This window comes from Erwinia sp. INIA01, assembly GCF_025947915.1.
Classification (GTDB): Bacteria; Pseudomonadota; Gammaproteobacteria; order Enterobacterales; family Enterobacteriaceae; genus Erwinia; species Erwinia coffeiphila.
The window spans coordinates 393,746-420,014 of record NZ_JAPDNC010000005.1; the positions used below are offsets into that span (position 1 = coordinate 393,746).

Below are 26,269 nucleotides of genomic sequence, written 5' to 3' on the forward strand. Positions count from 1 at the left end.
ATAATCATTATCACGATGGTTTTTTAATAAAATTTGTAAATGACGGGATGAAAACAAGGAACAACGACATGTTAATGAATGAAGAACAGGCAAAAAATCGTAGATGGACCACGCTGGTGGCCGCATTGAGTGCTGCTATCATGACACTGGACATCACGGTCGTGAATATTGCACTACCAAAAATAGGTGAAGGTTTCCTTACCAATCTTGCACAGTTACAGTGGGTAATTAATGGATATACCCTGAGCTTTGCCGCCCTGTTATTACTGGCTGGCGCCATCTCCGACCGGCTGGGTCGGCGTCCGATTTTTTTGTGTGGTAATGGATTATTTGTTTTGGCCTCACTGGGCTGCGCACTGGCACCTACCATCAATGCGTTGATCGTTGCCCGAGTACTCCAGGGCGCTGGCGGTGCCATGGTACTGGGGACTGCGCTGGCACTGATTACCAGTGCCTGTGAGGGTGAATCGCCCAGGGTTCGTACCAGTGCGGTGGGATTATTTGCCGCAGGGGGAGCCGTGTCAGCGGCAACTGGCCCCCTGATTGGCGGCATACTCATCCAATGGGCCAGCTGGCCGTGGCTGTTTGCCATCAACATCCCCGTCGGATTTCTGATCATTTTTCTCACCCTGCGCCATGTTGATGAAAAACCCGTACCCGCACCGCGTTATCCTGTCGATGTCGCTGGCGCGGTTTTCGTCACTCTCAGCCTGTTTAGCCTGAACTACGCAGCACTCAACTTTTCATCTGATGCCACTCCCGTTGTCCGCCACGCACTGCTCATCGGGATCGCTTCGGCTTTATTGTTTTTATGGATTGAGGCTCAGCGGGGTGATCGCGCCCTGCTGCATTTACGTTTGTTTCGCATCCCTACGTTCCTGGCGGCAATTCTGCTCAGCTTTGCAGGCCGCATTTTCAGTTTTGGCTTGCTGCCGTTTATTACGCTTTGGCTGAGCGGCCTGTTGCACTATTCGGCGTGGCACACCGGTTTGATTCTTTTGAGTCAGTCACTGGCGATGGTGGTCGCCGCCGGATTAAGTGGTCCGCTTTCAAGACTGATTCCAGTCCGCGTAGTGCTGGCAATTGGCATGTTCATTGTGGCTTTCGGTCTGACCCTCAGTAGCCATGTGCAAATTCACAGCGACTGGCTGGTGATCCTTCCGCTGCTGTTGATGCTGGGTATCGGTGCTGGATTAACCATGCCGCATCTGATGGATCTCGCTGTTAGTGTTGTTCCTGCGCGTCAGGCCGGCGTTGCATCGGGCACTGCAAATACGTTCTTCCCGCTCGGTACTGCTGTGGGTATCGCGTTGTTTGGACTGTTACTCAACCATGTGATCCAGCAAGCTTTGCCGCTCTCCCTGTTAAGTGCCTCTGGTATCAGTCAGCCTGCATCAGCCCTTCAGGCCATCAGCAGCGCGCAGTTTGATGTGCTGAATGCCGTGCCCGAACTGCAGCAACGGGCCTTGCAGGCATGGGTAGATGGATTAAACCTCTTATTCCGCGTTGCCGCCGTTGCAAGTGCCCTCGCCGGTCTGGCGGCACTGTGGTTGATTCGTCCGGTACAACCACAGCCGGAACAGACTCAGGACAGTGCCTGAACCGCACTTAATCGTGCCAGTAATCGTGAAAGAAGTGGCTGTGGGTGTTCCCTGAAGTAAAAATGTCCACCGCAAAAACAGTCCAGGGTGAAACTGGCTGTTGTCCAGCTTGCCCATCCTTCCGCCTGCATTTGATCAAGTTCCGGATCTTCGCTGCCCATGAAGGCAGCGATGGGGCATGACAGCAGCTGTCTGGAACTCAGCTGCCACTGCTCAATCAACGCATAATCCGCCCGCATCGTGGGCAGAATGAGTTCGCGCATCTCGGGTAGGGTCAACAACACGGGATCGGTGCCGTCCAGGCGCAGTAGCTCTTGGCACAGTGCTTCATCATCCTGTTGATGTAAAAGGCCGGGCTGATGAAACTGCGGCGCCTCACGGGCGGAGACCGCCAACAGTTGCGGTGGAGGTAAATCATCGCATTTTAATGCCAGAATCGTTTCATGCGCGACAACGGCTCCCATACTGTGGCCGAAAATAGCCCAGTTCTCGCCAAGATGCGGAGCAATAGCCCGCGAGACTTCCCCCACCAGCTCCGGCATCGTCGCGGGGATGGGATGCTGCCAACGCTCCAGACGACCGGGATAGCAGATCACATTCAATTCAATTTCCGGCGGAAGATGTTCACGCCAGCCGCGATAGAGCCCAGCGTTGCCGCCCGCATGCGGCAGACAAAACAGTTGTAACTCAGGCTTAATGTATCCGCTTAATGTTCGTATCCAGGGGGAAGTCAACGCGTAGTCTCCTCTGTGAGTTGCGCTGCTGAAATGAGCCGGGACGTCACTGAATGCGTGGGCCGTGCAAGCAATTCGGAAACGCGCCCCTGTTCGACAACCCGCCCGTGCTCGATCACCATGAGCAAACCGCCCAACTGTACAGGAAGGGTTAAATCATGAGTCACCATTAACAGAGCGATACCCTGCTGCTGTTGCAACTGTTGCAACAGCAGGACCAGCCCCATACGCGTCGGCCCATCTAAAGCACTGGTCACCTCATCACACAACAACACGTCAGGGCGGGTAATTAATGCTCTTGCCAGTGCCACACGCTGCTGCTGACCGCCGGAGAGTTGCGACGGTTTTCGAGCAAGCAAATGGGCCTCAAGCCCGACCTGCTCCATCACGCTGATGACCCTCTGTTCACACTGTTCAGCGCTTAATGTGGGATCGCTAAGACGCAGAGGACGGCGCAGCAGCGCGCGCACGCTATAGAAAGCATTCAGGGAGCTGGCGGGATTCTGCGCGACATATTGCAGTTGCCATTTTTGCGACGGGCTGCGTTGATGGATACTGAGAGGCAGCGGCATGTTATGCAGGCTTAAGGTGCCGCTGGCATCAGGTTGTAAACCAGCCAGAATGCGCATAAGAGTGGTTTTACCGCCGCCGGATCGGCCCGCAATGGTCAGTGTCTCACCGCGTCTCAGAGAAAACTGAAGTGAGGTCAGTGCGGTGCGTCCGCCATAAGCGGCCTCTACGGCCTCAGCACGCAGGACGACCTGAGCAGAGGAGGCTTCCTGCTCAGGGGAGGGACAAGGCAACCAGGCATTGAGCAGGCGCTGACCGGCCAGGGTATCAGGCGTGCGCAAAAATGCCTGAGTGGATTGTTGTTCAACCACTTCCCCCTCTGACATCACCAGAATCCGGTCGGCTATCTGACTCGCCTGTGGTAAATCGTGTGCGACAAACAGCACGCTCATCTGATGTGCGCGCGCAGTTGAGGCGATCCAGTGCATCACCGCCTGGGTACTCAATCCATCCAGCGCGCTGGTCGGCTCATCCATCAGTAGCAAGCCAGGATAGCCAAGCATGGCGGCCACTGCCATCACGCGTTGCAGTTGTCCGCCAGAGATTTGATGTGGATAGCGCCGCAAAAAAGCCGCATCATCGGGCAGCCCCAGTTGACGGAAATGAGACGTCACCTGCTGAACGCGTTGAGCATCTGTGAGTCCGCGACGGGCAGCCATCCAACGTAAATACGCGCCCAGCGTTTGCGAAGGTACCATACTCAGACGGGGATCTTGCGGCACAAAGCCAACGTGCCGGGCACGAAGCTTTCGCAATGCTCGGGCATTGATTGAAAAGAGCGACTGCCCTGCGAGCCATACCTCACCGCGAATGGCAGTTGTAGTGTCGGGAAAGAGCCCCAGTGCCGCACGCAGTAAAGTGCTTTTACCACTGCCTGAAGTACCGACCAGCGCCGCAATTTCACCCCTTTTTATCTGCAGCGAAACGGTGTTGATCAACGTCTGTTCAGGAAGTTCAACGCTAAGCTGTTGAATATTTAGCCTACTATCGGCAATGCTTTGTGCGTGCGAAAACGAGGCCACCGGAGGCGCATATCTTCTACGCGCAGAAACAAACAATCCATCCAGACTCAGGTTCAGAGGAATAAGCAGCAACAGGATGGCAAAGATCGGCGCGAGGGTTGCCCAGGGTTGAAACGATAACCCCTGACGGTTCTCCATGATCATCAGCCCCCAGTCAGCCAAGGGTTGTTGCGCCGCCAGCCCAAGAAAACTGGCGGTGGCCAAAATAAAAATGGCTGCCAGCAGGCGAAGGCCAATATCTGCACTGAGCAGGGGTAACAGGTTAGGCATGATCTCCCGACAGAGAATCGCTGCCAGTGATTCTCCCCGACAGCGCGCCATGTCGACGTAATCTTGCTGTAATTGTTGCAACGTCGCGGCACGAACCAGACGGAAAATATCGGGCACCATCACCAATATCGCCGCAACCACTGCGGCCGTATAACCGCGCCCGCTAACGGTAACCACCAGTGTCAGTAACAGCAGCCCCGGAATACTGAGCAGGATGTCAGCCAGCACCAACAACATCCGTTCAATCCAGCGTCCTTTCAGCGCAGCAAGCATCCCCATCAGTCCGCCAATCAGCCAGGCCAGTAATACGCTCAGGCAGGCCAGCAATAAGAGTAGTTGACCACCGCTGAGCAGGCGGCTGAAGACGTCTGCGCCGAGATAATCTGTCCCCATCCACGCCGCTGAATTTGGCGCAGCAAAGGGCATATCACGTATCTCATCGATCGCATAAGGTGCCAGCCAGGGGCCGATAAGACCGATGAATGCCATCAGGCTGAAGAAGACGAATCCTGCATATGGCCGTTTACTCATCGCGCCCTCCCCGGAACGCAGCAGGGTTAAGCAGCGCGGTCAAACTATCCGCGAGGAGATTCAGTAGCACCGTCAGTGTACACATCACCATCGAGATGCCCATCACCACCGGCGTATCGCGCGATAGCGTGGCATTAAGAAGTGCCGCTGCCAGGCCTGGCCAGCCAAACAGTGTTTCTGCAACCAGTGCGCCAGCAAACAGATAAGTGATGTAACGTGCCAGGACCGGTAAACAGTGGCCTAATGCTTCGGGCAGGATCCAGTGCAATACCACGCGGTATTCCGCTATTCCATTCAACCGGGCGCATTCACAGGCTGGAGACTGAGAAGCACGCATAACACCAAGGCGGACCAGTTTGATGTTCTGCGCTAACGCGACACTGAGCAGTGTCATTATTGGCAAAATAAACAGTGGCCACTGCGACCACAACGACTGGCCCGGTGAGAGAAGCGAAAGCGCAGGCAACCAGTGAAGCGTTAACGAAAACACCATCACCAACAGTGTGCCCGTCACAAATTCCGGTAACGCCGCGAATCCCAGGGAAAGAAGACTGATGCCCCTGTCGATGACACTGCCTGGATGCAGCCCACAATAGATGCCTAAGCCCAGGGCGATCACCACCAGCAACACGCTGGCGCTGGCCCCTAATGCCAGTGAGCCCCCCCCACGCTCGCGAATGAGCGTACTTACGGATCGCCCGTTTAAGTAGCTGGTCCCCCAGTCACCGTGCATGACACCCCTGGCCCACTGCAGATAGCGTGCAGCTAAAGGCTGATCAAGACCCAGCTGCGCGCGTAACGCCGTCACCTGCTCGCGACTCCCCGTCCCTGCCAGACGCTGGCTGGCGGCATCACCTTTAACCAGCGACATGGCACAAAAGATCATCACCGAAAGAAGCCACAAGGTGAAAACCGCCTGCGATGCACGCCATAGCAGGTGTTTAATTAAAACCTGACACTTCATGCTGAACGCAGCCAGGCATCACGCAGCAGCGGATAGTCAAAGAAGCCAGCCGCTTTGACGCCAAACACACCTGGTGCAGAAGCGGCAATAGACGGAATTCGCGCAAAGATCGCGTCACCGCCCTGCTGCCACAGGTAGTACTGAACATCAGCAACACGCTGGCGCAACGCATCACCGCGTGCTGCCTGCATCGCATTCATCAGATCGTCAAGTTGCGGCGTAGCCGGGCCGGTGAATGACCAGGGAGCCGCATGGCCATAATAGAATGGCAACGCAACGGGCAGCGGCATCGGGCGATAAAGATTGGTTTGTAATGGTGTATTCAGCAGCAGATTAAAATCGCTGTAGTAATCGGCAGCGGGAACGCGGTCCAGTTGCAGATCAAATCCCGTCCCTTTTACCTGTCGTAGCAGTAATGTAGCGCTTTCGGCCGTACCGTATTCGTAGTCGCTGGTGCGTATCTTTGCGGCAACAGAGGCTATGCCTGCCTTCTGCAACAGCGCACGGGCACGTTCAGGATCGTAATGGCGGGTCGGCAATTCCCCATTGAACCACGGTTGCCCCGCGCCCAGGGCATCATTCGCGACTTCGCCTAATCCCATGGTCACTGCGCGTACCATCGTTTCCCGGTCAATCGCATATTTCAGCGCTTCGACAACCGCGGCGTGATTAAAGGGTGCCTTACTGAGATTCATACTAAATGCCAGATTGCTCATCTCCGATTTCGGAGAGTGCCACAGTTTCACTGCCGGATTAGCTTGCTCTGATCGCGCGGTGAGTAGCGCCATCCCCCCCACATAATCAAACTGCCCCGCTTTCAAACCGTTGAGGCGTGCAGTGGTGTCACCGACGCTGTAGAGGTGAATCTCATCCAGCCACGGACCACCGTTTGCCGCATCCCAATAGTCTGAACGCGCCTGCAGCACACTTTTATCCTGTGACCAGGATTTGAGTGTGTAAGGTCCACTCCCCACTGCCGCAGTAAAGTCCTGCGTATTTTCTGGAAAAATAAAGATTGACTGCGCCAGTAATAAATCAAATGAACCCACCGGTTTGTGCAACTGCAATGTCAGTGTGCGATCATCCTCAAGACGTGATGCCGTCAGATCGAGCGGCTTCAGCCAGCCACTTTGGCTACCCGGCTGGCTCATCCAGGTACGCAGGCTGAACATCACATCTTTGCTGGTGAGTTGACGACCATCACTGAATGTGACGCCCTGCCGAAGTTTTACGGTCCAGCGTGTCGCATCGTGATTAGGATCTGCAGATTCCATCAGGCGCCATACGATACGTTGATTGTCTACTTCCGCTAATGAATCCCACACTAAGCGTGCGCGTACATAGTCGATATTACTGTTGGTGGATCGCAACACGTCGGTTGAATCACTGCTGGAACCTGCGAACGCGGCACGCAGTATTCCACCTCTCCGCGGCTTGGGTTCATCTGCCCATGCCAGCGGTAAAAACCCATTGCTGAGCGCGATACCCGCGCCAATACCCATTGTTTTTATCAGTGTTCTTCTGGTTAAACTCTGGTTCATATCCCCGCCTCTCCCTTAACGAAATCATTAAATTTCCGCTTCATTAATGACCATATCATATGTTATATCATTACACAGCTATCAACGCTATTGATAATCATTCTCAAGATAAACATTAAGAAAACCTTTTATTATTTTCAGGCAGAGGATTGTTATGGAACGCACCGCTTCGTATTTGGCAGGAAAAAAAATCACACAACGCGCAGTAACGGGCCTTTCACTTTCATTACTCACCCTCGCGCTGCAAAGTGCCTGGGCGCAGCAAAATAATTCGACCATAACAGTGATAGCACAGGATGAGGTGTCACACGGAAGCAGGCTTTCGGCAAAGGAAAGCAGCAGCGCAACTAAAACCACGACACCGCTGGTGGAAACACCGCAATCAGTGTCAGTGATCACCCGTCAGCAGATGAATGACCAAAACTCACGCAGCCTGAACGAAGCACTGCGCTACACGCCAGGCGTGGCGGCCGAGCAATGGGGCGGCGTAACCGCATTTGATCAGTTCACTATTCGTGGGTTTAATTACAGCGACACTGGCTATTCTGATGTGTTTCAGGATGGTTTACGCAATACCAATGGCCTGCTGTTTGGTGTGCAGCAGGTCGACCCTTTCCTTCTGGAACAGATCGATGTCTTACGCGGACCCGCTTCCGTGCTGTATGGGTTATCAAATCCCGGCGGTGTCATTGCACTCACCAGCAAATTGCCGACGCGTGAAACGATTCGTCATGTAGAAGTTGAAGGTGGTACGAAGAATTACGGACGGGTCGGCTTTGACTTTGGTGGGGCAGTGAATGACAGCGGAAGCGTACTCTATCGCTTCGTCGCCACCGGCCATCTCGCCGACGGCATGCAGCAGGGCACGAAACTCAAAGGCTATGCGCTGGCCCCCTCCATCACCTTTAATCCTGATGACAACAACAGTCTGACGCTTTACTCACGCTTTCAGTACGACCCGGATTTGGGGGTGATCACTTCTTTGCCTGCCTATGGCACGGTGTTCAGCAACCCAAATGGCAAACTGCCGCGGGATGCTTACCCGGGTGAGCCAAACCACAACACCTTTAGTCGTAAACAATCAACCGTGGGCTACAACTACACCCATAATTTCAGCGAAGACTGGTCCACGGTCTTAAAAGGTCGCTATTTCGGCGAAACGTCCAATTATGATGCAGTGATCATGTCAGGTCTGAACGACGATATGCGCACCATTAGCCGCAACACCGCAGTCTCTGACGAGCATTACAACACACTCAATTTTGATAATCAGATCCACGGTTTTTTCGATACGGGTGCATTGAGTCATGAGTTACTGACGGGTGTGGGCGTTGACCATATGCGCGGCCATACTTACTACGGTAGTGGCAGCGTGTCATCTCTTGATATTTATCATCCTGACTATGGTGTCGCCGAATTTGGCCCAACCGCGCTATGGCAGGATAGCCGCGTTTCATCCACGCAAACGGGCGTCTATCTGCAGGACCAGATTGCCTGGCAGCAGTGGCGTACCACAGTGGGTATCCGCCACGACTGGAGCAAAATCATCAATGAAGATTTTCTCTACGGCCAGAATTACGAGCAACACGATCAGGCCACCACGGGACGTGTTGGCCTGAATTATCTGTTTAACAATGGCATCTCGCCTTATTTCACCTGGGCGCAATCTTTCCAGCCGGTTGCCGGTCTTTCTCGCGATCAACAACCCTTTAAACCCAGTCGCGGCGAACTCTATGAGTTTGGTGTGAAGTATCAGCCACCGGGTACCACGACCCTGCTTTCTGCCGCTGTGTACAACCTTACACAGGACAAGAGCCTGAGCACTGATCCGGCGAATTCCGCTTTCCAGACTCAGGGCGGAAAAATTCGTGCACGCGGGCTTGAGCTGGAGGCGCGGGGCGCCTTAACCGAACAGTTAAGTGTGATCGGTAGCTACACACTGCAGCAGGTGAAGTACACCCAGGACACTCAAGGCCGCGAAGGCAAAACCCCACTGCGCGTACCACGGACATTTGGTGCGCTATGGCTGGACTGGCAGGCGCCAGCAGGCACAGAGGTTGAGGGATTAGGCGTTGCTGTGGGGGGGCGTTTCAGCGGCGGCACCAAGGGCGGCACCATGAACGATCAGTTTAACACCGGGGGTTATGGCCTGATGGATGCTTCAATCCGCTATGAACTCGGCAAGCTCGATCCTTCGTTACGCGGTGGCAAAGTGCAACTGACGGCACAAAACCTGCTGGACCGCAAAGTTGTCGCAGGCTGCTATTCCACCAACACCGGCTGTTTCTGGGGAGCAGGCCGTCAGGTGATAGCCAAATTTAGCTGGGACTTTTGATGTGATTGCCGGCCAGTGGTCGGCAATCCTTTTCGGCAAGGAGAAAGATCATGAAAGAACGTCAACGTTACAGCGCCTGGAGTGACAGTGAACGTGAACACTATCGACAAAATGGCTATTGGGTCGATCAGCCACTGGGTGAACAGTTACGCCAGTGGGCAATTCGGCAACCCACCAGCATCGCACTGGTGGCAGGAAAGCAGCATCTGAGTTACGCCGGGCTGGATAATCTGGCCGACAGACTTGCTGCGGGATTAGCCGCGCGTGGGATTCGCTCTCAAGATAATGTGTTGCTGCAGTTGCCAAACTGTATTGGCCTCGTGGCAACACTGTTCGCTCTGTTCCGTCTCGGCGCACGCCCGATTCTTGCCATGCCTGGCCAGAAAGCGGCAGACATTGATGCCTTGAGCCAACTGGCAGAACCCAAAGCCTGGTTTTATCCTCATCACTACCTTGGGCATGACTATCAAACATTGGCATCGGATATGGCGGTTAAACATCCCGGTATGCAACGCTGGCAGGTGAAAATCCATGACGATGCAGACTCAGTGATGACAGCGTTTCAGTCCGAGCCCCAGCCTTTGCCTGCACCGCATGCTGAGGATATTGCCCTCCTCCTTCTTTCTGGTGGCAGCACCGGTACGCCCAAATTGATACCACGCACGCACGCCGATTACTTTTACAACGCACGTCGCATGGCGGAGATCTGCCAGCTTTCCAGCCAAAGTGTGTATCTGGCAACATTGGCTGTGGCACACAACTTCACCCTCTCCTGCCCGGGAGTGCTGGGCACTCTATTATCAGGCGGCAAAGTGGTACTGGCACAAACCTCAGGCTGTGATGAAGTGTTCCCTCTTATTGAGCAGGAGAAAGTCACTTTCACTGCACTGGTACCACCGCTTGTCACCCTGTGGCTGGAGTGTCGGGCATGGGATGAAAGCGACCTCTCCAGTTTGCAATTTATTCAGGTAGGGGGAGCACGGCTGGACAGTCAACTGGCAGCAAAAGTCAAACCCGCCTTTGACTGTCAGCTCCAGCAAGTTTTCGGTATGGCTGAGGGACTGATTTGTTGCACACGGCTTGATGATAGCGATGACGTGATTTTACACACTCAGGGTCGTCCGATTTCAGATGCGGACCAAATAAGAGTGGTGAATCAGGATGGACTTCCCGTAGGAATCGAAGTCTCCGGCGAACTTCTTACCCGCGGCCCCTATACTATCGGTGGCTATTATCGCGCTGAAGCGCAAAATCTGCAGGCGTTCACACCGGATCATTTTTACCGTTCTGGTGACCTGGTGCGCCTTACCGATGCGGGTAACTTCGTCGTGGAAGGTCGGCTCAAAGAGCAAATTAATCGTGCCGGTGAAAAGGTGGGTTGCGCAGAGATTGAGTCGTTTATCGCTAATCACCCTGATGTGGCAAGCTGCGTCGTAATTGGTGTTGAGGATGCACGCCTGGGTGAACGTATCTGTGCCTGTTTACCAGGTGATACCCACCTGACACTGGCTGATTTACGTGGCTACCTGCAGCAACAAGGTGTCAGCAATAATAAACTGCCTGACCAGTTATTACCTGTTAAGCGTTGGCCATTAACCGCCGTTGGCAAGATCGATAAGCGTCAGCTGGCGAATATTGCCATGCTTGCCCTGGACAGCAGTGAGTCCAGCCATACCCTCATCCTGCAGGCTGACCCGCTCGATGTCATTTATCACTTGCTGAAGAACGAATCTGATTGTCACATTGCCTATGAGCGCGACGAATGCTGGGATATTGGAATAGGCAATCAGGTAAAAATCTCACTGTATGTTGATCGTGCTGAACTCACCCTGCCCAACGCCGTGGAAAAGAGCTGGCAAGGTGGAAGCTGGCAGACAAATCTGCAACAGGCGCTGGATGCGATTCCCTTTAGCGACTGGCAGGCTTATGGTGTGAGCCATTTCGAGCTCTCACACCTGATACACGATGTGCAGCCAAATCACTTACCTGAGGCAACGCCCCTGCTGACCCTCTTTATCCCGCATGTGCAAATCAAATTAAAGCCGGGGGAAGCACAACTGATCGCGTCTTCTGATCAGGATTTATCGCAACTGGTGAAGCGTGTTCAGGCGGCGGATCGTATTGCAGTGTTTCCAGAACCTGATGCTCAATGGCAAGCTTCAATCGCCAAACAGATTCGCGAACAGGATGCGCGCGACTATTGCCAGCGCGTTGCCCTGGCAGTGGAAGAAATTCAGCGCGGTGAGTATCAGAAAATTATTCTTTCTCGTCGAATAACCCTTGCCGCTCCAGTCGATTTATTAGCTAGCTATCACGTTGGCCGTCGGTTCAATACCCCGGCACGTTCGTTTGTTGCCCGATTGAACGACGATCACTTCATCGGGTTTAGCCCTGAGACGGTGGTTGAAGTCTCTGATTCTGGCGCTGTCAGCACTCAACCACTGGCCGGCACGCGAGCACTGACCGCTGACGAGGCCGAAAATCGGCGATTGCGCGAAGTGCTCAGTAACGACACGAAAGAAATTGCTGAGCATGCGGTGTCCGTCAAGCTCGCCATTGAAGAACTGCTCCCCCTATGTGAGAACCATTCAACCCACGTCAGTGATTTTATGCATGTCTCACTGCGCGGCAGTGTGCAGCATCTGGCCTCCCGGATAAAAGGACAACTTCGCAAAGAGTTCGATGCCTGGGATGCCTTTGGCGCATTGTTTCCCGCAGTAACTGCTTCGGGGATACCTAAGCGCCCGGCGATAGAAGCGATTCAGCGGCTGGAGCCGGTCTCACGCGGTGCCTATAGCGGCAGCGTGTTCATGGTCAATAGCCAGGGTGAAAAGGATGCGGCGCTGGTGCTCCGCTCGCTTTATAAGCATGGTCGTGGAGTGGCGTTACAGGCTGGTGCGGGGATTATTGACCAATCGTTGCCTGACAGGGAGCTGGAAGAGACCATCGAAAAATTACAGTCGGTTAGCCGTTTTATTATTCCAGATAAATGAGAATAATTTTAAAGGGCTGTTATGGCCCTTTAAAACCAGCCATGTGAGTGATTGGGGGGCGACGATTATCTGGACTCATTTATTGAGTGATACCGAGTTTTCGTTGGGACTTTTCCAGGCTGACTTCACCTGGCGACAGCTTGATACCTGCCTGTTAGCCAAAACATCGAAGCCGATTTTCCCCGCATTATGTGCCCGAAATATGGCGGCCAGACGCTGCCAGTTCCTTGGACGCGGCCATGCGGCCGGTATATACGCTGCTGTATGAATCGTTCGTTCTCTCATGGCTGAAAATCAGAACCGTTGACGCAGCCATGAAACAATTTAAGTTCAGCTGGAATGCGGTTTACGACATTATAACCCGGGCAGTTAAGCGAGATCTTGTCCGAATAGAAAAGCCATTATCAGCCCGTCATATGAATGTGGATGAGGTAGCCTTTAAAAAAGACAGCGTTATATGATGGTGAGCTCCGATCGCGATGGACGGGTGCAGGCCTCAACGGACGCCCCTGGTACAGATAGTCTTACTGGTTATCTCACAATCCTGACTGCCCGACAGTTGCTGGTCATCAAAACGCTCTCAATGGACATACATGAGTGGCGAAGATTCAATGACTGCACCGGCAATGGCGGTAGTAATGATTATTGGAGAGGAGATTCAGAGGATGGTGGTGGCGCAGGTAACAATGGAAGCGTACACGTGGATGGCCCGATTGTAAAATCTGACCTGGATGGACATATTACAATTCAGAATCGACACGGACCATGGAATTTTTATTACCATACCATTCAAGTGGAATTAATTACTGATAATTCCTTTATAATAATTGATACCTGTAATGAATATGATATATTTTTCCTTTATACTGAATAATGATATAGACTGCCTCTATAATTATTTATATAAAATAGAAAACTATGAGATTTCAAACAAGCATGATGATATCACAACTTAAGAAATAGCATATATTACATAGGTATCAGATAAAAAAATGGTTAAAAATACGTGCAGAGTACTCAATGGCTAGTCTTTTTGTTGTTCCCGAAAAAGGCAATCTTGTGCAACGACTGAGGTTGTGGGGTTTACTGGCAATTATCCTCTCCGGGGTGATGGCCACACTTATCCTCCGAGGAACATATCAGGCTTCCTCGCAGGCCAGACAAAATGCTCTGATTATCCAGGAGTTATATCAGCTACTTAATGCAGCCAATCTGCTCGCGGCTGAACGAGCCCCTTCGAACATTTTACTGAGCTCCGGGATAAGGGACCAGGCGGCCGCCAGAAGTCAAGTCTCTCAGGCAAGACAAATGACGGACAAAGCATTGCGACAAATCATGCCTCTCATTCCGGATGCTCAGCTTACTGTTCTGTTGACCAGGCTACAGGATGCCCGAAGACTGGTTGATCAAACTTCTGCAGAATTGTCCCCCGACCAGGAGCAGATCCAGAGGACAATCAACAGTATGTTCGCTGTTTCTGATACTTTTCGTGACATCGTTTCGCGCAAATCGTCAGGATGGTTTGAGGATGACACATCACTTTCCGGCCCGGTGCTACGGGCCGTTTCCTTGTCTGAACTTCGGGATGCCGCCGGGCGCATGGGCTCCTGGCTGATTGCACCTGTTTATACCCATACCCCATTATCTCCTCAAAACAAAGAGGGCCTGAACCGGACCGATGAACAGGTTAATATGCTCTGGCATTTTCTCGTACCCGCAGGTGAATTTCCCTTTACCGGTACCGGCCGCCTGGCAGCGGTACGTAATCAGGCCCGGAAACACTTTTTTGAACAGGGGCGTCCCCTTATCAATAAGCTCATTTCCGAAGGGATGAATGACAGTGGCCGGTATTCTGTCACTGCGGTTGGGTTAACTGAGAGCTATGTGACTACTCTGATTTATCTTGAAAGCTGGCAGCATGAATATCTGCTGCAGTTACTGTCGGATTATAAAAAAAGGTCTGAAAAAGAAACCGGCTTGTTTATCATGGTCCTGATAGCCATGCTGATAACGGTAATCCTGATATCTGCAAACGTACTGGTGGTTCAGTTCAGAGTATTGCGTCCCTTGCTGGAAGCCCGGGAAATCATTGTTGGAATGGCTGAAGGACGCCATGTGCCCTCAACCTATCACAACCATTCCCGCGAGCTGAACCAGTTATTCGATTCTCTTGATATCCTTAAAACGTATCTGGAAGAACGCCAGGAACTGACACAACAACTGAAATCCCTTGCGGAAACAGATGCACTGACGGGCCTGTTTAACCGACGAATTTTTGAGAGTACCGGCAACCAGTGGATTTCCGGTAGCATCCCGGGAGAGTATGTTTATCTGATCATTATGGATCTTGATTATTTTAAGCAAATCAACGACCGCCATGGTCATCCTGCAGGAGATCAGGTGCTTATATCAACCGCCTCAATTCTAAGTAGGAATATCCGTGAAGGTGATATTGCTGCACGCATCGGGGGGGAAGAATTCGCTGTTCTTATGAGGGGTAATAAAATAGCAGAGGCCAAATCTCTCGCGGCAAGGATACAAAGGGAAATAAACAATGCTGTCATTAAGATATCTGATGATACATCACTTAAAATAACGTCCAGCTACGGTATTGCCGGAACATCAGCACAGCATTCATGGCCGCAACTGATTGCTGCAGCGGATAATGCTCTTTATGCGGCAAAACGGATGGGAAGAGACTCTATTTATATTTCTGACCGGGAATAAGCAACTAAAGCAGGGTTACATGCAATATAACCATTTCATTGAGAGGTCTTACGGCAAGACACCATAGGCCAGAATATTATATCCAGGGTACGGATAGTATAACCGGAAACGTCGTCGCCCCGGAAAATTACCAGTGCAGAGTTAAATGCAGCATTTCCTCCATAGTTTATAAAATTCTTGATGGTGCCAGGATCCATGGCTAATAAAGCGAAGCCTTATCCTGTTGTCTGCTGTTGTCTGCTGTAGACTAGCCCCATGAATATCTAGGCAGTTAGTATCACTACACTTTTATAAATCTACTCTTTAAAGAGAAAAGACCTATTTTAGAACTGAATAGCACGATCACTTATTAGTATGATAACGGTCTGTATATCATCAACCGAAATTCACTATTGTCACCACCGTCCAATTTCCTATCAGGTCATTGCCAGATAAAAACCTATGCTGATGGCATAAAAATTATTGTTCTTTAATTGTTTTGATAAAATACATAAAGAGGTGGTATCATGCCAAAAAATACTTTAATATTAACCATCGACAATAAAATGCCCGCTTGGGTTACTATCCCAGAAGCCGTCGAGATCGCGACAGAATCAGCAAAGAAAAAGATCTGCCCCAGCGATATTTATCGTCATGCTTTAAGTGGAAACATTATTCTTTCAATTTATTTCCAGTCACCTGTTATACTCAAAAAAATACAAATCAGCAATGGAAAGTTAAAATTCAGACAACTGGAAGGGGAATTGATTGACAAACTATGCCATCTTGACAACAGAGGGTTTACTTACGGGAAAAATTTGATTCTAAGTACCGAAGATAAATATATTCATCCCATGCAACAGATTATTGATACGACACTAGTGGGTTATGAATATGTTTTGCTGCAGAGAATGCTGGCGCATGAACTTCATTTTTCCCAACCGATTATTGGAGCAAAAATTGCCAACTATGGCGTAACTGTTAATTTTCTAGGGGAGGCTTATCAAATCTTCGAGAAGATAACCTGGTTAAAACGTGCGAAAAAACAAATTTCTAGATTACCTCAAGATATCTCGCATAATCTTATTTCTCAGATATCTGAAAACCCTATCAGAAAATATCAGCAAAAAGGGTACTTCCCTCTTCACGACTTACCACCAGATGCACGTTTTGTCATACGTCAGGAGGAAGTTGAGAAACTAATTAATTTATATATAAAGAACAAAGAATTTCCTAACTCATCAACACGTATGACTACCCCTTTATCCCGTCTATTCTGGCTGGCCTGCAAACATAATGATGCTATCAGCCCACTACTGAAACATCCCTATAAACTTCTCTCTATCTTCGAAATATGGGCATCAGATGACGGCATCACAGAATCTTTGAGCGCCGAAACTTTGAAAAATGCTCTGGAGCGTGGTGCTCCTCCCTCTGCATTCTTATCCCGCTAAAAACATCTTTACATGATAAAACCCAAAACCCTTAATAATGGTGTCATGAGTCTTATTAAGGGTTTACCTGCTTTCCAGCGGGTGAATACTATGTTTCTTATAAACTCCGAATGCTATCAGGTTATTTCATTCACAGGAGAAAAATATGACCTCTCATCATTTATTACGGCTCAAACAGGTTGAAGAAAAAACTGGCCTGAAACGTTCTCAGATATATCTATACATGAAAAATTGCTCGTTCCCTCGTTCAATTAAGATCGGCCCATCCAGCGTGGCATGGCTTGAATCTGAAATTGATGAGTGGATCAACGTCAAATTAGGTAACCGCCAGGGGTAAGTAATCGTGAACGATGATGAATACGCCTTGCGAAAGGCTTTTCATCTGACTTTCCCTCGGATTTAATTATTTATTCGCTTTTTTTTCCTGAAATATCGCGTGAGGAGACGACAGGATGATCCCGTCACTGAATTACGCCGTCTTAACCGACGCTTTAAATGCTCTCAAAGAGGGTGATATTCGCCACTGTGAGTCTATGGGATTCACGTTTGACGAAATGAACGCCCTTAATCTGTTATCGCTTGATGAACTGTTTATGGTCAGCCGGGCTATGACACCCTTTGTTTCCGTCAGTATCCGTCATGATGTTCTGCTTCATTTACTGGCTCTGGCCCGACAGGAGCACAAACGCCAGAAACAGATTAACCGGGCGGTCCGGCTGGGCGGGTCGATAGCCCTGCTTAATCAGTATTTTGGTCTCACCTCTAACGAAACATGTCTTCGTCGCCGGTTGCTGGGTGTCAGAGTGCCGTATGGCCGGACACCTGAACCAAATGAAGAGACTGATGCTGAAATCTGGCGGCAATGGCAACAATGCCGGGTAGACAACCTTGAGTCGCCTGATGCACTGACCGCCATGATGCAGGTGACCGAAACCCTGCTGCCGAAAGCCGAAGGGCTGTCACTTACCACGGTCTGGAAGCGCATTGCGCAGTGCGAGAAGGAAGCCGCTGCTCACAGGAGGACCCTCCATGCCGGATGAGATTGACCGCGATCAGGAGTTTAATGAGCAGCGGCTGGAAGAGATGATTGAACAGAGGCGTTTCAAACCGGGAAAAACACCATCATTATTCCACTGCCGTTTATGCGGTAAACCTATTCCTGAACAACGACGGCAGGCACTGCCAGGCGTAACAACCTGTACGGAATGTCAGGAAAAACTTGAACGCCGTCGGTGTTAAATGTGAGCAAAAAGACGTATGAGTAATAAATTATCATACGTCTTTATCTGTATCAGAAAATAAAAAAAAACTCCCATAAGTTACTTCCACTTCCTTTCCTACCCTCCCATTTCTTTATTTATCCATCTGATTAACTCTTTCATTTTTGTTTTGAGTTTATCGTTCATGACTCGATCCAGATCCCTCATGCTGAACACGCCATTACAGAATGGTTGCCCTGATGGACGTTAATTCGTCCGGGGCGGGTATTGCTCTTTAATAATTCGGAACGGGCTATCACAAAACCACAATTCAGGGTGCCGCTGAATGTTCTCGCTGATCCGTTAAAACCGGAATGCAGAATCGGGATGTGATCAAGAAACATATTTTCAACTGTTTTAATCAAAGAGGGTAAATCATGAGGAAACCCGTTTATTACGCGTATGTTGCCCAGGAAAGTCAGCCGGATGCTCAGCGCGAGAAAAACACGTACTGGACAAAAGTCGGCGTCGCCTTTGCTCACCACGGTAAAGCCGGTCTGAATATTGTCCTGACGCCCGGTATTGCCGTCTCCGGCAAACTGGTCCTGCTGGAACCCCGCGAGGAAAACAGTTCGCCGCAGAGTACGGATCCTTTCGAAACCGCGCAGTAATCCTCTTAATTCTGATCCCTCAGCATGCAGCGTCAGCAGATCCTGCATGCTGCCTGCTTACCGAGGCCATCATGCTTTCCACCACTGCCTTTCTGGCGGCGGCCATGCACTGCGCCGCCAGTATTCATCCGTCCACCGCGCTCGACGTGGCGCGGGTGGAATCCGGTTTTAACCCTTATGCCATCGCCGAGATAGTTCCGAAGGCCAGAGGAGCCTCCGGTGACAATCCTGTTATCTCCCATCAGCCCGCCAGCCGGGACAAAGCTGAGCTCATTATTCGCCGCCTCGTGACACAAGGCCGCCGTTACTCTGTGGGACTGATGCAAATCACCAGCACCAATTTCCATCATTACGGCGTGACGGTCTCTGACCTGCTTGATCCCTGCACCAATTTGTCCGTTTTTGAACGCATTCTAAGCGACTGCTACCAACGTGGCGGTTCTCTTAAAAGAGCATTGAGCTGCTACTACTCCGGCAATTTCCGTACCGGACAAAAGCCTGAAACAGCTTTTTCCGGGACTAGCTATGTGCAGCGGGTGGGTTATGTTTCGGCGTATCCCGGTTATGCCGTACCAGGCACCCGCGAGAATAAATCCACAACATCGACTCCCCTGGAATCCATTTCTGTTGATAAGCCACCCCCTCCCCGTCTGATCTGGCCGGGGACCGTCGTCCGGGGCGTCCCCGCAAAATTCCGTCAGGGGAACATCGCCATCGCACAGACCTCCGCGCCGTCAGTACGTCGCAGCCTCTCTCAGTCACCCCGTGAGGAAGAATAATGACACTTTTTCGCAAGCTAAAGACCGCTGTCAGTGCGGTTTCCGTAGGTGTGCTCATGGTTTTTTCTACAACACCGGCGTTTGCCGATGGTTTCACTCGCGCAAATACCGTGATGGAAAAAGTCTCCACCGGCCTTCATGGTCTGGCGGCCATCACCATCACTGTGGCCGTGATCTGGGTGGGTTACAAGACCCTCTGGAAAGGCGAAAGCCTTTCCCAGTGCGCCTACATCATTATTGGCGGGATCCTGATTGGTGGAGGCAGTGAGATCGGCGCGCTGCTGATGAGCTGAGGGGGCATCTATGGCAAAGCTGCTCAAAGCAATGAAGCGCCCGGCGGCACTGTGGGGGGTGCCGATGGTGCCCCTGCTGGGTGTCACCGGTATCACCATCATCGCCGCTATCTGGACTTCCGTCGCTTTCCTTGCCCTGCTCCCGGTTGAATTTCTGGTAATGAAGTCTGTCACCCGGAATGAACCCATGCGGTTCAGCCTGATTGCCGTCTGGCTCAGGGCAAGAGGAAAACCGGCAGCAAACCGGCTGTTTGGCGCAACAGTATTTATGCCCGTCGAGCATGATGCTGTTGATATCACGGAGTTTCTCAACGCCATGAAACTGAATCAGTGTGCCACGCTCAGGAAGTACATTCCGTATTCATCGCATATTCATCAGCATGTTGTTCGCTCACCACACAGTGATCTCTACTGTACCTGGGAACTGACGGGGACCCCGTTCGATTGCGAATCAGAAGAAACCCTCAGTATTGACCGCAACCAGTTGCACGGACTTATCCGCTCATTCGAGGGGATGCCGGTCACCTTTTATATCCATAACGTGCGGGAGCCGTTTACCGATTCGCTGCATAAGGCATCCGGCAACTCTTACGCCGATGAAATAAGCCGCCTATATTATGCCTCGCTGGCGGCGGATCCGTTTCGCCGTAATCGATTGTTTCTGACTGTCTGTTACCGTCCGTTTGTCAGCCTGGAAAAGGCCGGGCGCAGACGCATGAATGACGGCAAGAAACTGAAAGAGCTTGACGCTGCACTGCGGGAAATGCTGGAAATCAAAGGTTCGCTCGATACCGCACTGTCACGCTACGCCGCACGTCCTCTTGGCACGTTTACCGAAGATCATGCGGTATTCTCCTCCCAGTTATCCTTTTATGAGTACCTGTTGACGCACCTGTGGCGCAGGGTGCGCGTCACCCGCGCTCCGGCGTATTCGATGATGGGGTCGGCGGCGCTGTTCTTTTCCGGGGAGTCCGGGCAGATAAACCACGCCAGCGGTACACGGTATTTTCGGGGACTGGAAGTGAAGGAGTTCCCGGAGGAGACCGCGACAGGGATGATGGACTCGCTGCTGTACGCCCCCTGCGATTATATAATCACCCAGTCGTACACCTGCATGTCACGTGAAGAAGCACGCAAGGCCATCAAACGTACCCGACGTCTGTTATTGAGTTCGGATGATGATGCAGTGTCACAGCGACTGGATTTGGATGTGGCACTTGACCTGCTGACCTCGGGAAAAATCGCCTATGGAAAACACCATTTCTCCATCATGGTGTTTGCCCGCACGCTGGACAGTCTGGTGGCCGATACCGGTGAAATCAGCAACGCCCTGAACAATCTCGGCATCACCCCGGTTCCGGCAGCGCTTTCACTGTCGGCAGCGTATATGGCGCAGTTACCCGGCAACTATCATCTGCGGCCCCGCAAGGGTGAGCTGAGCAGCCAGAACTTTGTGGAGCTGGCTGCGCTGCATAATTTCTACCCCGGCAAGCGCAATAACGCCCCCTGGGGAGATGCAATGGCCTTGCTGCGCACCCCGTCAGGGGATGGCTACTACCTGAACCTGCATAACACGCTGGCGGACAAGGACGAGTTCAACGAGAAGAACCCGGCCAGTACCTGCATTCTCGGCACCAACGGTTCGGGTAAAACCATGCTGATGACTTTCCTTGAAAATATGCAGCAGAAATATGGCCGTACGGACAGTTTTTCTCCGGATGCGAAAACGAAACGGCTGACCACCGTTTATCTGGACAAGGACCGGGGCGCGGAAATGAATATCCGGGCGCTGGGCGGCCGTTACTTCCGTATCACGCATGGCGAGCCCACGGGGTGGAACCCGTTTTCGCTGTCGCCCACGAAACGCAATATCAGTTTCATCAGTCAGTTGATGAAACTACTGTGCACGCGTAACGGCGCGACCATCACGCCCCGTGATGAACGCCGTCTGAACGACGCCGTTAACGCCGTGATGAGCAATGAGCCGCAATACCGTGTCTGTGGTATTACGCGCCTGCTGGAGAATCTTCCTGAACCTGCTACAAAAGAAGCCCAGGAGAACGGCCTGAGCATTCGCCTGTCGCAGTGGGCGCAGGGCGGCGAATTCGGCTGGGTGTTTGATAACGCCTCAGACACCTTCGATATCAGCCATTGCGATAACTTCGGCATTGACGGCACAGAGTTTCTGGATGATGCCAATGTCTGTGCGCCGATCTCCTTTTACCTGCTGTACCGCATCACCAGCCTGCTTGACGGACGTCGACTGGTCATCTTCATGGACGAGTTCTGGAAATGGCTGCGGGATCCGATCTTTAAGGATTTCGCCTATAACCGACTGAAAACCATCCGTAAACTGAACGGGATGCTGGTTGTGGGCACCCAGTCCCCGGCGGAGATCATCCGGGATGAGATCGCGCCCGCCGTGATTGAGCAGTGCGGAACACAGATCCTGGCAGCCAACCCCAGCGCCGACCGGGCGCATTATGTTGAAGGGATGAAATTTGAACCGGAAGTGTTCGATGTGGTGAAAAATCTGGATCCGCAGGCCCGCCAGTATGTGGTGGTAAAAAATCAGTTCAGGCGCGGCGACACAAAACGTTTTGCCGCCCGCGTGACGCTCGACCTCTCCGGTATTGGCAGATACACCCGGGTCATAAGCGGCAGCGCCGACAACCTCGAAATCTTTGATTCCCTGTACCGGGAAGGGATGCAGCCCCATGAATGGCTGGAACCCTACCTGGCTCAGGCACTCTGATACCCCACAGGAGAACCATGATGAAAAGCCGTTTTCATGCCCTGATTTTCGCGTGCGTGATGGCCAGCCCGCTGGCGCACGCCGGTATTCCCGTTCTGGTGGATGCCGATCCGCTGCGTGAGGCCGAATGGCTGAAAGAAGCGCAGCGCTGGATGCAGACCGCGCAACATTATCAGAGCCAGATCCAGGCGTATAAAGACCAGCTGGCGACGGCCACCGGCGTCCGTGATATTGCTGATTTTGTGGATCAGGCGAAGAGTCTGAAATCGGATCTGGAGCAACTTCGCAGACCGGGCCAGACACTCAATGACCTGCTGCTTTCCGGTGGTACCGCCGGGCAGTTCGATACGCTGTATGCGAAGTACCGGGTTTTCGATACCTGCAACGCGAAACAGTCGGGAAGCTATGCCGGTACCTGTAAACAACTGGTCATCAATAAGGCAATTCAGTTTGAGCAGACTGACGAGATCCAGGAGCAGGTCAGCCAGACGCTGGGCGAAATAAACAGTCTCTCGAACCGTATCGCACTTTCTAAAGATTCAAAGGAGTCTCAGGACCTTGCCAACAGTATTCAGCTAAAATCAGTGATGCTGAACACGCTCACTGACCAGTGGGAAATGAGCGTGAAGGCAGCAGAAAAGCGCGAAAAAGTCCTGGAGGATGTGCGCACTAAACAGTGGAATCAGCAACAGTTAACTGCGCCAACCCCTGATTTAAACGGCTAAAGGAGTCTCACATGCGTTTATTAACCCTCTCTTTCCTGTCCTTATTATTCATCATCATTGGCTGTAAAGAAGAAGCCAAAACTACTCAGTGGTACAAAGATCATCCCGATGAGCTAAAAGCGGTGTATGAAAAATGCCCAAAAACCGGCGATGCCTCAGATAACTGTAAAAACGCCAATGAAGCCCATTATCAGATTCAGCAGTTAAATGCGCCCACTCCCGATCTGAATTCATAGTGAGGTTAATATGCCCGGTGGTGTGTTTATCGGTGTTGAAAAACACCTGATCGGAGGAGTCACCGATGCCACAAAGGGACTGATGATGTCATACTCCTCCTTGATGATGGGGCTGGCGGCAATGTCAGCCACCCTCTATATCCTGTGGCGTGGATACCAGACCCTGGCGGGTAAACTGTCCACACCGATGGAGGATGTCACGTGGGACATCATGAGGATGGCAATCATCCTGTCCTTTGTGGCAAATGTCAGCGGTTATCTTGATGGTGTTATTGATGCCATCAATGGTTTAAAGGAGGGATTTTCCGGCAGCGATAATATCTGGCAGTTACTGGATAGCTTATGGGATAAAGCGAAGGTATTAGGTAAAACGTTACACGATATGGATAACTCAACGTACATAAAAGATGAGGGCATGACCGCTCAATTTTATGTCTGGCTCGGGATATTCGTATTAATGATCGTGACAGCCTTTGTTTCAATGATCGCGGAGGTCATGATTTTACTGCTGAGTATTACCGCCCCTGTTTTTATCTTTTGTCTGCTGTATGGCTTTTTACGCCCCATGTTTAACAACTGGCTGCAAAATGTTTTCGCAGCAATATTAACGGTTCTGTTTTCTGCGTTGTCGCTACGCATTGTCGTTAATTATTTAAACTCGCGGTTAGCTATTGCAACACAACTATCTGCACAATCCAACATTGTGGAGTTAGGCGCACAGGTCTGCCTGGCCGGTATCTGCGCGGCAATACTGGTGTACCTCTCCGCCAGACTGGCCGGCGCGCTGGCCGGGGCCAGTGCGACCGTGTCCATGCAGGGGTTGGCGGCGGTGGGTATTGGCGCGGCGGCGTATGGTGCCGGGAAACTGGCAGCAGGAACCGGGAAGCAGACAACCCGCGCCGTTCTGGACACTCTACAGGGCTGGAGAGATGCCAGCGCGGGTAAACCCGGCAGCGGTCCGGGATACAGCGCGGCAAAAGCGCGTCAATACGCGATTGAGCAGATGATCGCCCGCAACGAAGCCCGGCGGCTGGCGCAATCAAGAGAAGCCGCCGTTCAGAAATTCCATCGTTAAACCTGTCATCCCTGGTCGAAATATCCCCGTTAATCCTCCGGTGAAAACATAACCCTGTTTTCATTCCACTGATCTCACACAGGAAATATCCCATGAAACGCTTGATTGCGCTGGCTTTGCTGTGCGCGCTTTCCGGCTGCGCGCAGTCTCCCCGTCCTCCTGCCTTTGGCGGTCAGGGCGTCCCCGTGAACACCCCTCAGATTATGGCGGAGTTAAACAGTCATGAGTGAACAGACCCTCATTGCGGATTCCCGCACCTTTGAACAGCAGATGATTGAACGGGACAAACGCGCCACAAAAGCCGGGTTTGTGGTTGGCGGCGCGGGCCTGCTCACCGCCATACTGGCGCTCATCGCCGTGGTGCTGATGCTACCCCTGAAACAGACGGTCGTGGAACTGTACACCGTGGATAATCATACCGGGCGGGTGGAGCACGTCACCCGTGCGTCAAAAACCCACCTGACGGCGGAAGCCGCTTATCAGAAGGCGATGACCGCCAGCTACGTCAGACTGCGTGAACGGTATGTCTATCCCTCCCTGCAGGATGATTACGCCACGGTACAGATTTACAACAGCCCGCAGGTCAACGATGACTATCTGGCGCTGTATGCCGGTAAAGACGCCCCGGACAAGGTCTGGCAGAACGGGGCGCACACCGTGCGGATCGACATCCTTTCAAACCAGCTCACTGATGGCACTGACCCCGATAACGTCGCCACCCTGCGTTACAAAAAGACCATCCGCCGTCTCGCTGACAACAGCACCCGCACCGAATACTGGGATGCCCGCCTGACGTTCCACTCCGACCCCGGCAACGAAATGAGCGATACGGAGCGGGAGGTGAACCCGTTCGGGTTTTCTGTGACCAGCTGGCAGGCAGACCGTGAAATTCGGGGAGGTGAATAATGAAAAGTCTCATCCTTTTCGCGCTCACGCTGATGTGCGGCACGGCATGGAGTGCCGCCATCCCGCAGGCGAGCCGCTATGATGCCCGCGTTCAGCAGGTTGTCTATAACCCGCTGAATGTCACCGTCGTCAGTACCCGGCCCGGTTTTATGACCTCGCTGGTCTTTGACAGCGACGAGGCGGTTATCAGCGCCAGACCCGGTTTTGAGGAGGCGTGGGAAGCCACGCCGGACGCCAACCGGGTCAATATCCGCCCGGTGGCGCTGGTTCAGGGCGCGCCCGGCGCGGACGGTAACACCACTCAGGTGGTCATCCCGCCCAACAGCCGGGACTGGCACACCAACCTGCTGGTCGTCACCACCCGGCGGCTGTACAACGTCGAGCTGAACGTCATCGATGATAAATCACCGCAGCAGCCCGCCTTTCAGGTGAGTTACCGCTATCCGGGCGAAGACCGGGAGAAGGCCAGCCGTGAGACAGCGGCCAGAGCGCTGGAGCGTGAGCAAAAACAGCAGCAGACCGATATTCAGCAGGCCCTGAATGCCGCGCAGACGCCGCGCAACTGGGACTACCTCCGCTATTCAGGGCGCGACAGCGCCCGGATTGTCCCGGATTTCGCGTATGACGATGGCCGCTTTACGTTCGTGGGCTTCTCCCCGGCTAAATCCATTCCCTCCGTGACTAAAGAACTGAACGGCCAGGAGCAGGTGATTAACAGCAGTGTCCGCAGAAAAGGCAACTTCACCGTACTGGTGATTCAGGAGGTCACGCCCCGTCTGGTTCTGCGTTCCGGCAACGCCGTGGTCGGCCTGGAAAACCGTGGTTTCGGCAGGGTCCGGACGGCTGATGGTGCCACCGTCTCCCCGCAGGTCGAACGGGTGGAAAAACCCGCCACCCACTGATAACTGA

Annotated in this window: 21 protein-coding genes and 3 pseudogenes; 20 read left to right on the forward strand and 4 right to left on the reverse strand. The window is 52.3% G+C overall.

What is annotated here, in order from left to right:
- Positions 1-68 precede the first annotated feature (68 nt).
- Positions 69-1,601 (forward strand): MFS transporter, encoded by a 1,533-nt coding sequence (locus tag OMR58_RS11780; protein ID WP_264546011.1) that lies wholly within the window; start codon positions 69-71, stop codon positions 1,599-1,601.
- Here OMR58_RS11780 and OMR58_RS11785 read toward each other — a convergent pair.
- From OMR58_RS11785 to OMR58_RS11800, 4 genes are read right to left on the reverse strand one after another with little or no spacing between them, the layout of a single operon-like run.
- A complete protein-coding gene (locus tag OMR58_RS11785) occupies positions 1,586-2,335 on the reverse strand; it encodes a thioesterase II family protein (RefSeq protein WP_064170440.1) in 750 nt (249 codons plus the stop codon). The two genes, OMR58_RS11780 and OMR58_RS11785, sit on opposite strands and share 16 nt — an antisense overlap.
- Entirely contained in the window at positions 2,332-4,728 is a 2,397-nt protein-coding gene (locus tag OMR58_RS11790) for an ABC transporter ATP-binding protein/permease (protein WP_264546012.1), read from the reverse strand. The genes OMR58_RS11785 and OMR58_RS11790 overlap by 4 nt, the downstream gene beginning before the upstream one ends.
- Entirely contained in the window at positions 4,721-5,692 is a 972-nt protein-coding gene (locus tag OMR58_RS11795; RefSeq protein ID WP_264546013.1) for an ABC transporter permease, read from the reverse strand. The genes OMR58_RS11790 and OMR58_RS11795 overlap by 8 nt, the downstream gene beginning before the upstream one ends.
- Entirely contained in the window at positions 5,689-7,233 is a 1,545-nt protein-coding gene (locus tag OMR58_RS11800) for an ABC transporter substrate-binding protein (protein ID WP_264546014.1), read from the reverse strand. The genes OMR58_RS11795 and OMR58_RS11800 overlap by 4 nt, the downstream gene beginning before the upstream one ends.
- Positions 7,234-7,387: 154 nt before the next feature.
- Between OMR58_RS11800 and OMR58_RS11805 the strand changes: the two genes are divergently transcribed.
- The 19 genes and pseudogenes from OMR58_RS11805 to virB9 all read left to right on the forward strand — a co-directional run bounded on the left by OMR58_RS11805 (position 7,388) and on the right by virB9 (position 26,262).
- Positions 7,388-9,568, forward strand: a complete 2,181-nt coding sequence (locus tag OMR58_RS11805) for a TonB-dependent siderophore receptor (RefSeq protein ID WP_264546015.1) — start codon at positions 7,388-7,390, stop codon at positions 9,566-9,568.
- A 134-nt stretch (positions 9,569-9,702) separates the two neighbouring features.
- Positions 9,703-11,211, forward strand: a pseudogene (locus tag OMR58_RS11810) ((2,3-dihydroxybenzoyl)adenylate synthase); the annotation flags it as partial.
- Positions 11,212-11,298: 87 nt separating this feature from the next.
- Positions 11,299-12,561, forward strand: a pseudogene (locus OMR58_RS11815) (salicylate synthase); the annotation flags it as partial.
- 130 nt (positions 12,562-12,691) lie between these two features.
- Positions 12,692-13,156: pseudogene (locus tag OMR58_RS11820) on the forward strand (ISL3 family transposase); the annotation flags it as partial.
- A gap of 425 nt (positions 13,157-13,581) precedes the next feature.
- The gene (locus OMR58_RS11825) at positions 13,582-15,288 is read left to right on the forward strand and encodes a GGDEF domain-containing protein (protein WP_264546016.1); all 1,707 of its coding nucleotides are present in this window, start codon (positions 13,582-13,584) and stop codon (positions 15,286-15,288) included.
- A 506-nt stretch (positions 15,289-15,794) separates the two neighbouring features.
- Complete coding sequence (locus OMR58_RS11830; RefSeq protein WP_264546017.1) at positions 15,795-16,721, forward strand: hypothetical protein; 927 nt, start codon at positions 15,795-15,797, stop codon at positions 16,719-16,721.
- A gap of 145 nt (positions 16,722-16,866) precedes the next feature.
- Complete coding sequence (locus OMR58_RS11835) at positions 16,867-17,058, forward strand: AlpA family transcriptional regulator (protein ID WP_064170448.1); 192 nt, start codon at positions 16,867-16,869, stop codon at positions 17,056-17,058.
- A 115-nt stretch (positions 17,059-17,173) separates the two neighbouring features.
- The gene (locus OMR58_RS11840; protein ID WP_264546018.1) at positions 17,174-17,761 is read left to right on the forward strand and encodes a DUF2857 domain-containing protein; all 588 of its coding nucleotides are present in this window, start codon (positions 17,174-17,176) and stop codon (positions 17,759-17,761) included.
- On the forward strand, positions 17,751-17,960 hold the full coding sequence (locus OMR58_RS11845; protein WP_264546019.1) for a TraR/DksA family transcriptional regulator: 210 nt from the start codon (positions 17,751-17,753) through the stop codon (positions 17,958-17,960). Before OMR58_RS11840 ends, OMR58_RS11845 begins: the two co-directional genes overlap by 11 nt.
- Positions 17,961-18,357: 397 nt before the next feature.
- Complete coding sequence (locus OMR58_RS11850; RefSeq protein ID WP_264546020.1) at positions 18,358-18,591, forward strand: hypothetical protein; 234 nt, start codon at positions 18,358-18,360, stop codon at positions 18,589-18,591.
- 71 nt (positions 18,592-18,662) lie between these two features.
- Complete coding sequence (locus OMR58_RS11855) at positions 18,663-19,370, forward strand: lytic transglycosylase domain-containing protein (RefSeq protein ID WP_264546021.1); 708 nt, start codon at positions 18,663-18,665, stop codon at positions 19,368-19,370.
- The gene (locus OMR58_RS11860) at positions 19,370-19,663 is read left to right on the forward strand and encodes a TrbC/VirB2 family protein (protein WP_039356906.1); all 294 of its coding nucleotides are present in this window, start codon (positions 19,370-19,372) and stop codon (positions 19,661-19,663) included. The genes OMR58_RS11855 and OMR58_RS11860 overlap by 1 nt, the downstream gene beginning before the upstream one ends.
- A gap of 10 nt (positions 19,664-19,673) precedes the next feature.
- The gene (locus OMR58_RS11865) at positions 19,674-22,418 is read left to right on the forward strand and encodes a VirB3 family type IV secretion system protein (RefSeq protein WP_264546022.1); all 2,745 of its coding nucleotides are present in this window, start codon (positions 19,674-19,676) and stop codon (positions 22,416-22,418) included.
- A 20-nt stretch (positions 22,419-22,438) separates the two neighbouring features.
- A complete protein-coding gene (locus tag OMR58_RS11870; RefSeq protein WP_264546056.1) occupies positions 22,439-23,143 on the forward strand; it encodes a type IV secretion system protein in 705 nt (234 codons plus the stop codon).
- Between the two features lie 11 nt (positions 23,144-23,154).
- On the forward strand, positions 23,155-23,379 hold the full coding sequence (locus OMR58_RS11875) for an EexN family lipoprotein (RefSeq protein WP_264546023.1): 225 nt from the start codon (positions 23,155-23,157) through the stop codon (positions 23,377-23,379).
- Positions 23,380-23,389: 10 nt separating this feature from the next.
- Positions 23,390-24,454 (forward strand): type IV secretion system protein, encoded by a 1,065-nt coding sequence (locus tag OMR58_RS11880; RefSeq protein ID WP_264546024.1) that lies wholly within the window; start codon positions 23,390-23,392, stop codon positions 24,452-24,454.
- A 92-nt stretch (positions 24,455-24,546) separates the two neighbouring features.
- Positions 24,547-24,684, forward strand: coding sequence for a hypothetical protein (locus tag OMR58_RS11885; RefSeq protein WP_016157224.1), 138 nt, complete (start codon positions 24,547-24,549; stop codon positions 24,682-24,684).
- A complete protein-coding gene (locus OMR58_RS11890) occupies positions 24,677-25,360 on the forward strand; it encodes a virB8 family protein (RefSeq protein WP_264546025.1) in 684 nt (227 codons plus the stop codon). The genes OMR58_RS11885 and OMR58_RS11890 overlap by 8 nt, the downstream gene beginning before the upstream one ends.
- Complete coding sequence (virB9, locus tag OMR58_RS11895; RefSeq protein WP_264546026.1) at positions 25,360-26,262, forward strand: P-type conjugative transfer protein VirB9; 903 nt, start codon at positions 25,360-25,362, stop codon at positions 26,260-26,262. Before OMR58_RS11890 ends, virB9 begins: the two co-directional genes overlap by 1 nt.
- The last annotated feature ends 7 nt before the right edge of the window (positions 26,263-26,269 follow it).

Excerpts from the sequence above, each read along its gene's own strand:
- OMR58_RS11880 (WP_264546024.1), top strand. The coding sequence starts at position 23,390 with ATGCCCGGTGGTGTGTTTATCGGTGTTGAAAAACACCTGATCGGAGGA.
- OMR58_RS11835 (WP_064170448.1), top strand. The coding sequence starts at position 16,867 with ATGACCTCTCATCATTTATTACGGCTCAAACAGGTTGAAGAAAAAACT.
- OMR58_RS11890 (WP_264546025.1), top strand. The coding sequence starts at position 24,677 with ATGAGTGAACAGACCCTCATTGCGGATTCCCGCACCTTTGAACAGCAG.
- OMR58_RS11790 (WP_264546012.1), bottom strand. The coding sequence starts at position 4,728 with ATGAGTAAACGGCCATATGCAGGATTCGTCTTCTTCAGCCTGATGGCA.
- OMR58_RS11780 (WP_264546011.1), top strand. The coding sequence starts at position 69 with ATGTTAATGAATGAAGAACAGGCAAAAAATCGTAGATGGACCACGCTG.
- OMR58_RS11840 (WP_264546018.1), top strand. The coding sequence starts at position 17,174 with ATGATCCCGTCACTGAATTACGCCGTCTTAACCGACGCTTTAAATGCT.
- OMR58_RS11795 (WP_264546013.1), bottom strand. The coding sequence starts at position 5,692 with ATGAAGTGTCAGGTTTTAATTAAACACCTGCTATGGCGTGCATCGCAG.
- OMR58_RS11845 (WP_264546019.1), top strand. The coding sequence starts at position 17,751 with ATGCCGGATGAGATTGACCGCGATCAGGAGTTTAATGAGCAGCGGCTG.
- OMR58_RS11825 (WP_264546016.1), top strand. The coding sequence starts at position 13,582 with ATGGCTAGTCTTTTTGTTGTTCCCGAAAAAGGCAATCTTGTGCAACGA.
- OMR58_RS11830 (WP_264546017.1), top strand. The coding sequence starts at position 15,795 with ATGCCAAAAAATACTTTAATATTAACCATCGACAATAAAATGCCCGCT.
- OMR58_RS11805 (WP_264546015.1), top strand. The coding sequence starts at position 7,388 with ATGGAACGCACCGCTTCGTATTTGGCAGGAAAAAAAATCACACAACGC.
- OMR58_RS11865 (WP_264546022.1), top strand. The coding sequence starts at position 19,674 with ATGGCAAAGCTGCTCAAAGCAATGAAGCGCCCGGCGGCACTGTGGGGG.
- OMR58_RS11875 (WP_264546023.1), top strand. The coding sequence starts at position 23,155 with ATGCGTTTATTAACCCTCTCTTTCCTGTCCTTATTATTCATCATCATT.
- virB9 (WP_264546026.1), top strand. The coding sequence starts at position 25,360 with ATGAAAAGTCTCATCCTTTTCGCGCTCACGCTGATGTGCGGCACGGCA.
- OMR58_RS11870 (WP_264546056.1), top strand. The coding sequence starts at position 22,439 with ATGAAAAGCCGTTTTCATGCCCTGATTTTCGCGTGCGTGATGGCCAGC.
- OMR58_RS11800 (WP_264546014.1), bottom strand. The coding sequence starts at position 7,233 with ATGAACCAGAGTTTAACCAGAAGAACACTGATAAAAACAATGGGTATT.
- OMR58_RS11855 (WP_264546021.1), top strand. The coding sequence starts at position 18,663 with ATGCTTTCCACCACTGCCTTTCTGGCGGCGGCCATGCACTGCGCCGCC.
- OMR58_RS11885 (WP_016157224.1), top strand. The coding sequence starts at position 24,547 with ATGAAACGCTTGATTGCGCTGGCTTTGCTGTGCGCGCTTTCCGGCTGC.
- OMR58_RS11860 (WP_039356906.1), top strand. The coding sequence starts at position 19,370 with ATGACACTTTTTCGCAAGCTAAAGACCGCTGTCAGTGCGGTTTCCGTA.
- OMR58_RS11850 (WP_264546020.1), top strand. The coding sequence starts at position 18,358 with ATGAGGAAACCCGTTTATTACGCGTATGTTGCCCAGGAAAGTCAGCCG.